Source organism: Massilia sp. YIM B02769 (genome assembly GCF_030411995.1).
GTDB lineage: Bacteria > Pseudomonadota > Gammaproteobacteria > Burkholderiales > Burkholderiaceae_D > Telluria.
Genome location: NZ_JASNRC010000009.1, coordinates 210,268 through 225,057, shown reverse-complemented (window position 1 = coordinate 225,057; position 14,790 = coordinate 210,268). Strand labels below are relative to the sequence as shown.

Annotated in this window: 11 protein-coding genes and 1 pseudogene; 8 read left to right on the top strand and 4 right to left on the bottom strand. The window is 66.3% G+C overall.

Features of this window, described 5'->3' with window-relative positions; all coding sequences use genetic code 11:
- Nucleotides 1-13 precede the first annotated feature (13 nt).
- From QPK31_RS16340 to QPK31_RS16325, 4 genes are all read right to left on the bottom strand, one after another.
- Entirely contained in the window at nt 14-1,327 is a 1,314-nt protein-coding gene (locus QPK31_RS16340) for an MFS transporter (RefSeq protein WP_290423972.1), read from the bottom strand.
- Nucleotides 1,320-3,800: a family 20 glycosylhydrolase gene (locus QPK31_RS16335; RefSeq protein ID WP_290423971.1), complete on the bottom strand. Its 2,481-nt coding sequence runs from the start codon at nt 3,798-3,800 to the stop codon at nt 1,320-1,322. Before QPK31_RS16335 ends, QPK31_RS16340 begins: the two co-directional genes overlap by 8 nt.
- Nucleotides 3,801-4,165: 365 nt before the next feature.
- Complete coding sequence (locus QPK31_RS16330) at nt 4,166-6,820, bottom strand: TonB-dependent receptor (protein ID WP_290423970.1); 2,655 nt, start codon at nt 6,818-6,820, stop codon at nt 4,166-4,168.
- Nucleotides 6,821-7,053: 233 nt separating this feature from the next.
- Nucleotides 7,054-7,263, bottom strand: coding sequence for a DUF2905 domain-containing protein (locus tag QPK31_RS16325; RefSeq protein ID WP_290423969.1), 210 nt, complete (start codon nt 7,261-7,263; stop codon nt 7,054-7,056).
- Between the two features lie 121 nt (nt 7,264-7,384).
- Between QPK31_RS16325 and QPK31_RS16320 the strand changes: the two genes are divergently transcribed.
- The 8 genes and pseudogenes from QPK31_RS16320 to QPK31_RS16285 all read left to right on the top strand — a co-directional run bounded on the left by QPK31_RS16320 (nt 7,385) and on the right by QPK31_RS16285 (nt 14,787).
- Complete coding sequence (locus QPK31_RS16320; protein WP_290423968.1) at nt 7,385-7,852, top strand: host attachment protein; 468 nt, start codon at nt 7,385-7,387, stop codon at nt 7,850-7,852.
- 215 nt (nt 7,853-8,067) lie between these two features.
- Complete coding sequence (locus QPK31_RS16315; RefSeq protein ID WP_290423967.1) at nt 8,068-8,670, top strand: lipocalin family protein; 603 nt, start codon at nt 8,068-8,070, stop codon at nt 8,668-8,670.
- Nucleotides 8,671-8,853: 183 nt separating this feature from the next.
- Nucleotides 8,854-9,777: a bestrophin family protein gene (locus QPK31_RS16310; protein ID WP_290423966.1), complete on the top strand. Its 924-nt coding sequence runs from the start codon at nt 8,854-8,856 to the stop codon at nt 9,775-9,777.
- 32 nt (nt 9,778-9,809) lie between these two features.
- On the top strand, nt 9,810-11,318 hold the full coding sequence (locus QPK31_RS16305; RefSeq protein ID WP_290423965.1) for an acetyl-CoA hydrolase/transferase family protein: 1,509 nt from the start codon (nt 9,810-9,812) through the stop codon (nt 11,316-11,318).
- A 194-nt stretch (nt 11,319-11,512) separates the two neighbouring features.
- Nucleotides 11,513-13,126 carry a methyl-accepting chemotaxis protein gene (locus QPK31_RS16300; protein ID WP_290423964.1) on the top strand — a complete coding sequence of 538 codons (1,614 nt, stop codon included), beginning with the start codon at nt 11,513-11,515 and terminating at the stop codon, nt 13,124-13,126.
- A gap of 396 nt (nt 13,127-13,522) precedes the next feature.
- Nucleotides 13,523-13,861 carry a zinc ribbon domain-containing protein YjdM gene (locus QPK31_RS16295; RefSeq protein WP_290423963.1) on the top strand — a complete coding sequence of 113 codons (339 nt, stop codon included), beginning with the start codon at nt 13,523-13,525 and terminating at the stop codon, nt 13,859-13,861.
- A gap of 87 nt (nt 13,862-13,948) precedes the next feature.
- Nucleotides 13,949-14,116: pseudogene (locus tag QPK31_RS16290) on the top strand (alkylphosphonate utilization protein); the annotation flags it as partial.
- 98 nt (nt 14,117-14,214) lie between these two features.
- Nucleotides 14,215-14,787: a hypothetical protein gene (locus tag QPK31_RS16285; RefSeq protein ID WP_290423962.1), complete on the top strand. Its 573-nt coding sequence runs from the start codon at nt 14,215-14,217 to the stop codon at nt 14,785-14,787.
- Nucleotides 14,788-14,790 lie beyond the last annotated feature (3 nt).

The window sequence follows — 14,790 nt, the reverse complement described above, 5'->3', positions numbered from 1 at the left end:
AAACCAACAGGGGTCAAGTCTGACATCCGTTGTTTTCAGGCGTCAGCCGCACGAAGCGCGTGAGCACCAGCACCGGCACCGCACACACCAGCACCCACAGGAAGAAATGGCGGTAACCCAGCGCCGCCTGAATGTCGCCGCTGATCATCTTGAACAGCACGAAGCCCAGCTGCATGAAGCCGCTGCCCAGCGCGTAGTGCGCGGTTTGATAGGGGCCGCTGGCGATCACCTGCATGATGAACAGGATGATGCCGACGAAGCCGAATCCATAACCGAACATCTCCACGCCGAGCGCGGTGGCGATCAGCGGCAGCGAATCGGGCTGCGCCGCGCTCAAATACCAGAACACCAGGTTCGGCAAATTCATCGCCACGATCAAAAACAGCATCGCGCGCTTCAAACCCAGCCAGGACGTGAAGTAGCCGCCGGCGATGCTGCCCACCAAAAACGCGACCGTACCCGCGGTGCCGTACACCGCCCCCACTTCGGCCGTGCTCAGGCCCAGGCCGCCGACGGCGCGCGCATCGCGCAGGAACAGCGGGCCGATGGTCTGGATCTGCCCTTCGCTGGCGCGGAACAGGATGATGAACAGGATGCCGATCCAGATGCCCTTCTTGGCGAAGAAGGCGCGGATCACGTCGAGCAGCGTGGCGGCGATGCTGCGCAGCGAATCGGTCTGCGCGGTGCGCACCGTGAGCGTGCCTGGCAGCGCCCATGTGTGGTACGACCCCAGGGCCACCAGCGCGGCGCCGAGCAATGCAAACACCACGGTCCAGGCAGGCGCGATGCCGATGCGCTTTTCCAGGTAGCCGGCCAGGATCACCAGTCCACCCAGCGACAGGAATTTCGCGGCATTGAAGAAGGCGCCCTGCCAGCCGGCATAGGCTGCCTGCTGCTTCGCACTCAGGCTGGCGATGTACAGGCCGTCGGCCGCGATGTCGTGGGTGGCCGATGCCAATGACACCACCGCCAGCAGCGCGATCGACAGCGCGAACCAGCTCGGGAACTGCAAGGCCAGCGCCACCGTCGCCAGGCTGGCGCCACCGATCAGCTGGAAGATGACGACCGCGCGCTTCTTGCTGCGCGCCAGTTCCAGGAAGGGGCTCCATAAAGCCTTGAACACCCAGGCAAAGCCGAGCAGCCCGGTCCAGCGGGCGATCTGCTCGTTCGGCACGCCCATGCTCTTGAACATCAGGCCGGCGATCAGCGCCACCGCATAGAAGGGCAAGCCCTGCGCCAGGTACAGGGTCGGCACCCAGGCCAGCGGATGGCGCGCCGCGGGCGGTGCGCTTGTGGCGACAGGGGCGGCGGTGGATACGTCAGACATCGAAAGCGTCCTTCAGGGCGATGGTGGCGCTGCGGCTGCTGCGTCCACGTGTGTCGAAACTGGCGATGGAGACTATACGCGCATCGCGCGGCACATCGCTGGAAACACCCAGCGCCTCCGTATAGCGTGGGCTGGCCGCGGTCGGCTCGCTGCCGTCGACGGTATAGCGCAGCGTCAGGCCCGGCAGCGCCACGTTGGCGTGGATCCGGCCCTCTTCCAGGCGCACGCCCGGCGGCGGCAGGCGGTAGGCCCAGGCCAGCGGCGCACGGTCCAGGCGCGGCAGTTCGCGCTGGCCGAGGCGGTTGGCGAACTCGTTCCAGTCGGCGTCGATGCGCGCTTCGCGTTCGCGCGGATCGGCGATCAGGCGCCAGCCCGGGTCCGGACTCCAGGCGCGTTCGGCCAGCGCCAGCAGGCGCGGCGCCACCATGTATTCGATACGCGCGCGCGAGTGGGCGTTTTCTCCCCACAGCTGGCCCTGCAGGCCGGCGATGCGGCCGCCGTCGAGCTTTTCCAGGCGCGCCAGCAGCGCCTCGGGCACGCGCCGGCCCATCGGGTCGCGCGCCGGCACCGCCCCCTGGTCGAGCGGGCAGAAGGCAAAGGCCTGGCGCAGGCCGACGAAGCCGGCCCAGTAGTAGCCGGGTTCTTCCGGGTCCTTGGCGCAGGCCAGGTCGAAGTAGAGATTCGCCGCGTTCGACAGCACGACGCTGTAGCCGGCATTCGCCAGGCGGTAGGCGATGTCTTCCTGGCCCGAACCCCAGGCGTTGTTCCACACATAGGCGTGGAAGTCCGGTCCGGCGAAGCGCGGCTCGGGTGCGGGGGCGCCGCCGGTGTCGTGGGTCAGCGCGGTATCGTCCCAGCCGGCAAAGGCCAGACCGTGGCGCGCCAGGATTGCGCGGCAGCGCGCCACGAAATCGAAGCGCAGCTGCGCCACGTCGGTCCAGCCCTGCTCCGCCATGCGGGCGCGGCAGCGCGGCGAACCGATCCAGGCGCCGTTCGGCACTTCGTCGCCGCCGGTGTGGATGGCGCGCAGCGGTACGCCGGCTTGCCGGAACAAGTCCTTTACTTCGGCCACCACGGTATCGATGAAGCGGTCCACCGAGGGCAGCGCGATGCAGATCACGTTGTCGTGCCACAGCTGCACCGATTCGTAGGTCGAGGCGTCGTCGGGATCGTCGAGGCGGCAGGCCCAGGCGGCATCAAAGTCGCCGGCCGCCAGCAGGCGGTCGTGGCGCACGCGCATCGCCATCACCGCGGCGCGCGCGTGGCCGGGCATGTTGAATTCGGGGACCACCTCGATATGGCGCGCATGCGCATGACGCAGGATGGCGATGAATTCGTCGTGGGTGTAGTGGCCGGTGCCGGGGGAACTGTCGATGTCGGCGCCGGAGCCGAACGATGGCGGCAGGCAGGGGCTGCCATCCGGGCTGACGCCGCGCCGCGCGCCGACTTCGGTCAGCTCGGGCAGCGCCGTGATCGGCAGGCGCCAGCCTTCGTCGTCGGTGAGGTGGAAGTGGAAGCGGTTCAGTTTATAGGCGGCCATGCAGTCGAGCAGGCGCAGCACGGTGTCGACGCCGACGAAGTGGCGCGCCACGTCCAGCATCATGCCGCGGTAGGCGAAGCGCGGGGCATCGAGCACGTGGCCGGTCGGCAGGCTGCCGTCAGTCTCGATCAGCTGACGCAGGCTCTGGATGGCGTTGAAGACGCCGTGGGCCGAGGCGCCGCGCAGCACGACGGCGTCAGGTTCGATGTCGAGCTGGTAGGCTTCGTCGCCCGGGGCTTCCAGCGCCACGGAGCCGGTCTCGAGGACGACCTGCGCGGTGTGCGCTTCGCCGGCCGGCAGCGCGTCCAGCAACGTGCGCAGGAAGGCGGCTTCGTTGGCGAGCTCGGGGCCGTGGACGATGTGCGTGCCGCTTCCGAGCATGCACCGGCCGGCGCCGAAGCGGGCCGAGACCGGGCGCGGCGTGATGCGGCCGACCTGGTCTTGCGGGAGCAGGTGAAGGGCGGCATTGTCGGTGTAGCGCTGGGCCGCGTTGGCGGTCGGCACCCGGTCTTCGACGTGGCGCATGCGCTGTTCGACGCGGGCGAAGGGCAGGATGCGCGGGTCGCCGAGTTCGATCACGCCGCCGTCTTGCGGCAGCAGGTAGAAGCCGAGCGGCGCGTCGGTCACGCTGATGACCCAGAACTGGGCCTGGTAGGCGATGTCGAAGGCTTCGTCTTCCGGCCAAGGCTTGTCCGCCAGGGCGGTGAGTTTGAACAGGTCGCCGTTCACGTGGGCGATGGCGAAGCCGGCGCTCACGGTATCGGGGATGACCTTGCGGCAGGCGTTGAAATACAGCTGCCAGCCGGGGGCGATGGGTTTGCCGGAGACGTTGCGCAGGTTCAGGCGCGCTTCGAAGATGGCATCGCCGGCGAAGTTGCTCAGGCATTCCCATTCGATGGCAATGGGCGCCGTGCCTGGATGGGGTATCGGCATTGTGTTCCTTGATAAGGCCAGGGTGTGACCCGTACGGTGGGGTCTGTGAGGCCGGGGGCCTCGCAGACGAAGTGCCCACGCGGATACGTGCTGATCCGCGAGCCGGCTGCGTATAGGCTTCGCTCCGCGACGTATTCGGTGGACGAGACGTTAGCGAGACGCTTTGGAGACACTGCTGGCTTGCGTCGTTATCGTCGAACACATTAGCCAACAATGATCGACGTTCCGCGTGGGCACGGGGTGCCCACCGTACGATTGACGTCAACATTGGACGCCATTGCCGACCATGCTCACCGCCGAAAAAAAGGCAAGGCCGCCGCTGGCCTTGCCCGCAAACGCCACGGAGATGCGCTATACCGCGCCGCTTACAGCTTCCCGCGCACGCCCAGGAAGAAGGTCCGCCCATTCGAGTAGAACGCGCGCGGCCGGTCCTTGTTCTCGGCGTACATCTTGATGGTCTCGTTGGTGAGATTGAGCGCATCGAAGGTCAGGGTCAGCTGCTCGGTGAGCTTGACGTTCACCGAGGCCGCCAGCGACGGCATGTCGTCCACGTGCTGGCTGGCGCCGCGGTCGACGCCGGCTTTATAGGCCGAGCGGAAGCTGTAGGCCAGGCGCGCGCTGAAGCGGTCGTTCTCGAAGTAGCCGGTCAGGTTGTAGGTGCGCTTCGAGGAGTTCAGCAGCTCGCCGCCGTCATCCAGCTCGCCGTCGGCCCAGGTGTAGTTGGCCAGGAAGCCGAAGTTGTTGAACAAAGGCTGCTGCCAGCTCAACTCGATGCCCTTGTTCTTGCCGCTGGTGTTGAAGGGCGAGGTGATCTGGTACTCGGCCAGCGCGCTGCGCTTGTTGTTGTAGTAGGTGCCGGTGCTGGTGCCTTGCGCCACGATCGAGCGCAGGTCCATGTAGAACAGGCCCGCCGACAGCGCCGCCTTTGGCGCGTAATACCATTCGGCCGAGACGTCGAAGTTGGTCGAGCGCACCGGGTCGAGGTTGACGTTGCCGCCGCTGCCGCTCAGGGCGTCGTCGTTCAGCGACACCGAGCCGCCCAGCGCCGAGTAGTCCGGCCGCGCCATGGTCTTGGCCACGGCCGCGCGCAGCACCAGGTCGTCGCGCAGGTCGAACTTCACGTTCGCGCTCGGCAGGTAGTCGCGGTAGGTGCGCTTGAAGGTGGTCGGCGTGTAGGGGCCGAAGGCGGAACCGGTGACCGGGTTCGGGCCGCCCGGCAGGTTGACGATCGTGGTCTGCTTGGTTTGCACCGCGCGCAGGCCGATGTTGCCGCTCCAGCGGTCGCCGCCCGCTTCCAGCATGCCGTACAGCGCGGCGGTCTTTTCGCCGACCTGGAATTCGTCCATCCAGTTATGGCGCAGCGTGTAGTCGAGCAGGCGGTTGCCCGGCACCGCGCCCCACTGGCCGAGCGCCCAGCCGTCGTACTTGAAGTAGTTCGAGGACAGGTTGCCGCCCAGGTCGTTGGCGAAGTCGGACGGGTACATCTGGCCGCTCCAGGCCGGGCCCGGGTTGGTGAAGCCGACCGGGCCCGGACGGGTTTCCAGCGGGTGCTCGGCGGTGCGGTCGTGGTCGGTCACGCGGGCGCCGAAGCGCAGCGCGCTGAACATGCCGTCGCGCAGGCGCCATTCGCCGTCGATCTGCGCATACTTTTCCTGGTCCACCGATTGCGCCTCGCCGCCGCCGGCCCAGGCCGTGGAGCCCGGCACCGCCGTGTTCCCGCCGGGGTAGGCAATGGTGGCCGGCGACAGGCCGTTCAGCCCGTACACCATGCCGCCGTCGACGTTGTTCTGGTAATAGACGTCGTTGCGGTCATAGCCCACGCCGTGGGTCTTGCCGAGCCGTCCGGACAGGCTCAGGTCGTCGTTGACCTTGAACTTGCCGTTGACGTCGAGGTACCAGGATTCGCCGCCGGCATCAGGGCGGTAGATGTTGTCGACTTCGCCGTTGTTCACCGCGAAGCCGGCGCCGACCAGGGTGTTGTTGCGCACCACCGGGTTCTGCGGAATCTGGTTGGCCGTGTTGATCGAGTTGGCGGGAGCGGCCAGCCAGTTGGTGTTCTGGTGGCCGGCCTTCAGCTCGGAATAGAAGCCGTTCACGTCGAGCGACACGCCGCGCGCCGGGCGCAGCTCGACGTCGAAGGCGCCGCCGCTGCGCTTCTTGGTCTGCTCGAACAGCGAAGCGCCGATGAAGGTCGGCACCATCACGCCGGTCAGCGCCGGATTCGCGATGGCGGCGGCGCTGGTCGCGCTGATCGGGGTGTAGCCGAGGATCTCCTGGCCATCGCGCCGCACCGCGGCTTTTTCCGAGAAGCCCTGCAGCAGGAAGCCGGCGGTACCCGCATCGTTCTTCATCGCCACCAGGGCCGAGACGTGCGGCTTGGTCTTGCTCGACAAATCGTTGTAGTTGGCCTGGGCCGAGGCCTCGAAGGTGAGCGGCTGGCGGAAGTCGAGCGGACGGCGCGTGATGACGTTGATCGCACCGGAGACGCCGCCTTCGACCAGGTCGGCGGTGGCGCTCTTCTGCACCACGATCGAGCCGACCAGTTCCGACGGCAGCAGCGAGAAGCTGCTGGAACGGCCGACGTTGCCGCCGATCTGGTTCAGCACGAACCAGTCGCCGGTGCTGATCGCGTGGCCGTTGAACAAAGTTTGCTGCAGGCTGGGACTGGTGCCGCGCAGGCTGACGCGGTCGTTCTCGCCGAAGCCGCCCTCGCCGCCCGCCGACGACTGCGTGTTCACGCCAGGCAGGCGCTGGATTGCGTCGGCCACGTTCTTGTCGGGCATCTTGCCGATGTCCTCGGCGGTGACGACTTCGACCACCGAGTCGGCGTTGCGCTTCTGGCGCAGCGACTGTTCCAGCGCCGCGCGCACGCCGGTGACGACCACCGTCTGCATGCCGCCTTCCTGCGCCGTATCGGCTTGCTGGGCCCGCGCCTGCAGCGCGGTGCCCATCGCCAGGATCATGACTGCGGCCGCGATCGCGGTGTGCTTGTGATTATGCCGTGCCATCAACTCGTTCATGTTCTCTCCAAAACATTCGTGGTGTCGTTCGATTCAACCCGGTTTCGAATGCGGTGGGCGCTGGGCGCCTCTGCGGTTCGTATGGACGGCATTGTGTCGTTAGTTGATTGGCCATGTTTGTCAAATCTTGCTGAGCGTGAGGCGGTGTCACATTTTGGACATGCGGGTGTGGTAGGCGCGACGGACAAAAAAAACGCCACCCGAAGGTGGCGTCCGGTCGCGCACAGCCCCCCTCAGCGCCGGAAGATCCGGAAGATCCATAGGATCAGTGTGACGATAATTGAAATGACGAGGCAGGTCACGATCGGAAAATGAAAGCTGAAGCCATCCCGCACGACGTGGATGTCGCCCGGCAGGCGGCCGAAGGGCAGGCGTTTCAGCCAGGGCCAGGCGAGGCCGGCGGCAAGGATCAGGGCGCCGGTAAGGATGAGCAGGCGTTGCATGTCGAGGCTTTCGGTGATTCCACGGGTGCATGCTACACCGGCGCAGCGCACAGGGCGCGCGCGCCGCTGTTGGCATTTCGCGTAGACTTTATTTCACCGAATCGACAAGTATGGAGGTGTTATGGAAGCAACTTGGATCGTTACCGCAAACACGGGCCGCGCGCGTATTTTTGCCGATGCGAAAGGCGCAGACAAACTCGAAGAAATCAACGACATGGTCAACGACGCCGTGCGCCTGCGCACGCAGGACACGGAAACCGACCGCCTGGGCCCGACCTCGGCCACGCAGAGCATCCACAATACCGGCGGCGCGACGCCGAACAAGCAATACGAGCCGCACCAGACCCCGGCCGAGCACCAGTCGGAATTGTTTGCGCGCAGCCTGTGCGACTACCTGCTGCAGGGGCACCAGCAAAACCGTTACAGCCGTTTGACCCTGGCCGCGGCACCGCAGTTCCTGGGCCTGCTGCGCAAGATGCTCGACCCGCAAGTGAGCAAGCTGGTCACCGTGGAACTCGACAAGGACTACACCCAGGTCCCGCCCCACCAGCTGCGCGAGCAGATCGCCGCCCACCAGCAAAAGGCCTGACCGCTGGCCGCGCGGGCAGCGCTATCGGCCTGCCCGCCTTGCCGTCCGGATGCGCATCGGCATCCAGACGGCCGTGCCCGGCGCATGCATGAACGCCGGGCCATATCGCATTTGACCGCTTCGCGCCCTGCCCCCCGCGTTCTCCTCTATTCGTGCGGCCGGGTTCGCCTTGTCGGGCTACCATGATGCAGTCGCCGCTTTAACGAGGACTCTCCATGAACCGTCGTCTCGCCCCCACCCTGGTCAAGGGCACCCTGCTCGCTTCCGTTGTCGCCGTGCTGACCATGAAAGCCTATGCCGCCGGCAAGGCCGCCGCCAGCGACCTGGAACCCGTGCGCAGCCTGGATCTGGAACGCTACATGGGTAGCTGGTACGAGATCGCCCGCTACCCCAACCGCTTCGAGCGCAAATGCGCCGGCAATACCACCGCCATCTACACCGCCATGCCGGACGGCAGGGTACGCGTCGAGAACCGCTGCCGCCTGGAAGACGGCGGCACCGATGTGGCCGAGGGCGTGGCGCGCCTGTGCGGCCCGGCCGGCTCGCCGCGCCTGAAGGTGCGCTTCGCGCCGGCCTTGCTGTCCTTCCTGCCGCCGGTATGGGGCGACTACTGGGTAATCGATATCGACCGCAACTACACCCTGGCCGCCGTCAGCGAACCGGGCCGCGATTACCTGTGGATCCTGTCGCGCACGCCGCAGGTGGAAAAACGCGCGCTCGACGCCTTGCTGGCACGCCTGTCGGGCCAGGGATTCGACGTGCGCCGGCTGGTTTACACGCCGCAGGCCGACCCGATCCAGGCCCAGCAGCACTATTGATCGCGGTGTTATCTCAGCAACAAGTATTCATAACGTTAATAACAGGAATGGGAAATGTGAATTAGAAATTCTGCTGCGCAGCGGCCAGAATAGGCTTTCAGACTTCCCGCCTTCCTCGGCGATGGCGCCCGGCATGAACGATTGCAGCAGTACCTCGTCTCCTCATTTCTACGAGAGGGCGGCATGATCGTCCGCGACCGCCCGAATGGCCTGCGCCTCTTCCTCACCATGCGCGGCTCGATCCTGCCGAGCATCTGGAAAAGCCTGTTCATCACCACCCTGCTGGCGGTGATCGTCACCTGGACCCATGGCCAGCTGTGGCAGCACAAGGTGCACCTGACCATCATTCCGTTCACATTGATGGGCCTGCCGCTGGCGATCTTCCTCGGTTTCCGTAATAACTCGGCCTACGACCGCTACTGGGAGGGGCGCAAGCTCTGGGGCGAACTGGTGCTGCGCAGCCGGAATTTTTCGCGCGAAGTACTGAGCCTGGTGGACACCGCGCCCGGCCACGAGCACATCCGCGAGCGCATGATCCGGCGCGCCATCGCCTTTGCCCACGCCCTGCGCCACAATTTGCGCCGCAGCGACCCGGGCGACGACGTGGCGCGGCACCTGACCGAGGCCGAATGGGCGGCGCTGCGCGCGCGCCCCCACCTCGGCAACGCCATCATGCTGGAAATGGGCGCGGACCTGGCGCGCTGCCGCCACGCCGGCATGCTCGACAGCATCCGCGCCGTCACGCTCGATGCCACCGTCTCGGCGATGGTCGCCACCGGCGCTTCCTGCGAGCGCATCAAGAACACCCCGGTGCCGTTTTCGTACACCCTGCTGCTGCACCGCACCGCCTACCTGTACTGCTTCCTGCTGCCCTTCGGCCTGGTCGATTCGATCGGCTACCTGACGCCGCTGGTGGTGGCGATCGTCGCCTACACCTTCTATGGCCTGGACGCGCTGGGCGACGAGATCGAGGAACCCTTCGGCGTGTCGCCGAACGACCTGCCGCTCGACGCCATCTGCCGCGCCATCGAAATCGACCTGCGCGACGCGCTGGGCGACCCCGACCTGCCGCCGCCTCTGCTGCCGGTCAACAACTGGCTGCGCTAGCGGCCCTCCTGCAACCTGCAAGAAGATCCACGATGAACGACGCATACCAAGACCGAATCGGCTGTCCCCTGCTGCGCGAGCGCATCACCACCGCAGCCGAGGCAGCTGCCCACATCCGCGACGGCATGACCGTCGGCATGAGCGGCTTCACCCGCGCCGGCGACGTCAAGCTGGTGCCGGCCGCGCTGGCCGAACGCGCCCGCCGCGAGCCGCTGCGCATCACCCTGCTCACCGGCGCCTCGCTCGGCAACGACACCGACAAGCTGCTCACCGAAGCGCATGCGCTGGCGCGCCGCGCGCCCTTCCAGGTCGACCCGGTGCTGCGCGCGGCGATCAACCGCGGCGAAGTGATGTACATCGACCAGCACCTGTCCGAGACCGTCGAGGTGCTGCGTGCCGGCCACCTGGGCCCGGTGGACGTGGCCGTGATCGAAGCGGTGCGCATCCTCGATTCGGGCGCGATCGTGCCCACGACCTCGGTCGGCAACAGCGCCAGCTTCGCGATCCTGGCCGAGAAGGTGATCGTCGAGATCAACCTGGCGCAGCCGCAGGCACTGGAAGGCCTGCACGACATCTGGATTCCGAAGAAGCGCCCGATGCGCGAGCCGATCCCGCTGATGCACGCCGAAGACCGCGTCGGCACCACGGCGATTGCCATCCCGCCGGAAAAGATCGCCGCCATCGTCTTCACCAACCAGCCCGACAGCACCTCGAGCGTGCTGCCGCCCGATGCCGAGACGGCCGCCATCGCGCGCCACCTGGTCGATTTCTTCGGCCGAGAAATCGCCGCCGGGCGCCTGACCAACAGCCTGCTGCCGCTGCAGGCCGGCATCGGCACCATCGCCAACGCGGTGATGGCGGGCTTCGTCGACAGCCCCTTCGAGCACCTCACCATGTATTCCGAAGTGCTGCAGGACTCGACCTTCGACCTGTTCGACGCCGGCAAGCTGGCCTTTGCGTCCGGCTCCTCGATCACGCTTTCGCCCGAGAAGAGCCGCCAGGTGTTCGGCGAGCTCGAACGCTATGCCGACAAGCTGGTGCTGCGCCCGCAGGAAGTGTCGAACCATCCGGAAGTCATCCGCCGCCTCGGCATCATCGCCATCAACACGGCGCTGGAAGCCGACATCTACGGCAACGTGAACTCGACCCATGTGGGCGGCACCCACATGATGAACGGGATCGGCGGCTCGGGCGACTTCGCGCGCAACGCGTATTTGTCGATCTTCGCCACCAAGTCGATCGCCAAGGGCGGCAAGGTGTCGTCGATCGTGCCGATGGTGTCGCACGTCGACCATACCGAACACGATGTCGACATCATCGTCACCGAGCAGGGCCTGGCCGACCTGCGCGGGCTGGCGCCGCGCGAACGGGCGACCGCCATCATCGCCAACTGCGTGCCGGCGCCCTACCAGCAGATGCTGCGCGACTACGTGCTGGAAGCGCAGGCGCGCGGCGGCCAGACGCCGCACGTGCTGGAGCAGGCGTTTGCCTGGCACGAGCGTTACCGCCGCACCGGTTCGATGCTGCCCGAGGCAGGTTGACCATGCAGTGCGAATAAGCGCTGTTTATTTGTTAAAAAAACGTGGACATCGCGCCACGTTTTTTACTAATTGCTTGTAGGAAATATAAGTCTGGCTTGGTTTGCCGGCAAAACCTGCGAAAATCCATCGACTTTCCACGCGGCAATTACAAACCGCCGCGCAGGCCTTTCTTTTTTTCCGATTCAAGACTCCTCATGAAACTCGATAATCTCAGAATACGCACGCTCCTCATGGCCGGTTTCGGCGCCATCCTCGCCGTGATGGTGATCCTGGTCGGCCTGGGCATTGGCCAGATGAACAAGGCGGACGCGCTGACCAAGAAGCTGACCGAGGAAAGCTTCTACCGCGCCTCGATGCTGCAGGAATGGCAGGCCATCATCGACACCAACGCCGCGCGCACCCTGGCCGCGATCAAGCTGGCCGACGAAGCCGACGCCAAGTTCTTCCTCGACGCCATCAGCGTGTCGTCGAAGCGCTCGGACGTGCTGCGCGAAGACATCATGAAAAGCATCGAAGGCGACCCGCAGGCGCAGGCCCTGTTCGCCGCCGTCGACAAGGAGCGCGACGCCTACCGCGTGGCGCGCAAGTCGGCGCTCGAGAAAAAGGCCGCCGGCGACGTCGACGGCGTGCGCCAGTTCCTCGATACCGAGATGGTGCCGCGCGTGAAGTCGTACAGCGCCAGCCTGACCGCGATGGTGAAATACCAGCAGGACGCCGTCGAAGTGGATTCGAACAGCATCGAGGCCGAGTTCGCGGCCAGCCTGCGCCTGCAGATCGGCCTGGCGATCGCCGCCGTGCTGGCCGGCGCCGTCTTCGCCTGGTGGATCGGCCGCCGCATCTCGGCACCGCTGGAGGAGGCCGTGACCGTGGCCGCCACTGTGGCGCGCGGCGACCTGACCAGCCGCATCGAAGCGCACGGCAGCAACGAGACCGGCGCGCTGATGGGCGCCCTGCGCGACATGAACGCCAACCTGGTCGACATCGTCAGCCAGGTGCGCGTGGGCACCGGCACCATCGCCGAAGCCGCCGACCAGATCTCGGCCGGCAACCTGGAACTGTCCTCGCGTACCGAGCAGCAGGCCAGTTCGCTGGAAGAAACCGCCTCGTCGATGGAAGAACTGACCTCGACCGTGCGCCAGAACGCCGACAACGCCCGTGAAGCCAACGCCCTGGCGCAGACCGCCTCGCAGGTGGCCGGCCGCGGCGGCGAGACCGTGGGCCGCGTGGTGCAGACCATGGACGCGATCACCGAATCGTCGAAGAAGATCGTCGACATCATCGGCGTCATCGACGGCATCGCCTTCCAGACCAACATCCTGGCGTTGAACGCCGCCGTCGAAGCGGCGCGTGCCGGCGAACAGGGCCGCGGCTTCGCGGTCGTGGCCTCCGAAGTGCGCAACCTGGCCCAGCGTTCGGCCGGCGCGGCGAAAGAGATCAAGGAACTGATCGGCAACTCGGTCGACAAGGTCGAGGAAGGCAGCCGCCTGGTGTCCGACGCCGGCACGACGATGCAGGAAATCGTCGACAGCATCGGCCGCGTGACCGCCATCATGTCGCAGATCGCCATGGCCAGCGCCGAGCAGTCCTCGGGCATCGAGCAGGTCAACCAGGCCGTCGCCCAGATGGACCAGGTGACCCAGCAGAACGCCGCCCTGGTGGAAGAAGCCGCGGCCGCCTCGGACGCGATGCGCGAACAGGCGCAGGCACTGGCGGCCCTGGTGTCGACCTTCCGCTTCGAGGAGCGTGCGGTGCAGGCGGCGGTGCAGTCGCTGCGCGCGCCGGCACGCGCCCTGGCCCTGCAGGCCTAAACGTTTTGCCAGCACCGGCGCGGCCGGTGCACCCTTCCAGCGCCGGGCGATGCCCGGCGTTTTTTTTGGCTGAGCGAAAATCGATACCGCCCGTATCAGTCAGCGGCGCCGCCCGTACGGTGGGCACTCCGTGCCCACGCGGCTACGTGCGTATCCGGTCGGCCTGCAACCGTGATCATTCGCCCCAAAACGTCACCACATATGGAAACGCCAGCGAGACGCATGTGGAGACGCCGCCAATACACACCGTTTTACGCGCCGAACGACCGCCAACATTGATCGACGTTCCGCGTGGGCACGGCGTGCCCACCGTACGGGTTGCGCATTGACCGATCCGCCAATCCCGTTGATGCAGGCAGCGCGCGGTATACTTGCGGTTTCTTTGCGAGCCCCACCATGTCCCTGCCTCCCTGCCCCACCTGCCAGTCCGCCTATACCTACGAAGACGGCGCCAACCTCGTCTGCCCTGAATGCGGCCACGAATGGCCCGCGCAAGCGCTTGATGGCGCCGCCGAGACCGCGCGCGTCTGGCGCGACGCTTCCGGCAACCTGCTGCAAGACGGCGACACCGTCACCGTCATCAAGGACCTGAAACCGAAGGGTTCGGGCGGCGTCATCAAGCAGGGCACCAAGGTCAAGAACATCCGCCTGGTCGATGCCGACCACGACATCGATTGCAAGATCGACGGCTTCGGCGCCATGAGTTTGAAAACCGAATTCGTGCGCAAGGTCTAAGGAACACGTTCACGGGACGCTGTTTGCACGGCTAACACTGATCATCGTTCCGCGTGGGCACGGAGTGCCCACCCTACGGACGGCGACACCGTCACCGTCATCAAGGGCCTGAAACCGAAGGGTTCGGGCGGCGTCATCAAGCAGGGCACCAAGGTCAAGAACATCCGCCTGGTCGATGCCGACCACGATATCGATTGCAAGATCGACGGCTTCGGCGCCATGAGTTTGAAAACCGAATTCGTGCGCAAGGTTTAAACAGGTAAAAAAACACCAGCGTCGTGCGCTGGTGTCTGCTGGACGGGCCGCCAGGTGCGGCCCCGAGTAGGGCAACCGATCAATAGCCGCGGCCGCCGGTGCTGGTGCCCGAGGTACCGGTCGTGCCGGTCGTGCCGGTCGTGCCGCTGGTGCCCGACGTACCGCTGGTACCCGTGGTCCCGGTGGTACCCGAGGTGCCGGACGTGCCCATCGAACCGCTGGCGCCGCTGGTGCCCATCGAACCGCTGGCGCCGCTCGTGCCCATCGAGCCGCTGGTGCCGCTGGAACCGCTGGTACCCATGGAGTTGTCCAGGGTGCCGCTGCTGCCGGAGGAACCGGTGGTGCCGGTCGAGCCGCTGGTGCCCGACGAACCGCTGGTGCCGGTCGAACCGGTGCCGCTGCTGTTGCTGCTGCCGCTGGTGCCCATCGAGCCGCTGCCCGAGGTGCCGGTGCCGCCACCCATCGCGCCGCTGGTACCGCTACCCGACGAACCCGACGAGGAACCCGACGACGAACCGGCGCTGCCGCTGGTGCCGCTGCTGGAACTGCTTTGTTTCTTCTGCTTCTTGCCCGAATGCTTGGTGCTCGATCCGTCCTGGTTCGATGCCGACGAACCGCGTGCTTGCGAGCTGGTCTGGTCGGTCGTGTTGCCGGCGGTGCTGCTCGATTGAGCG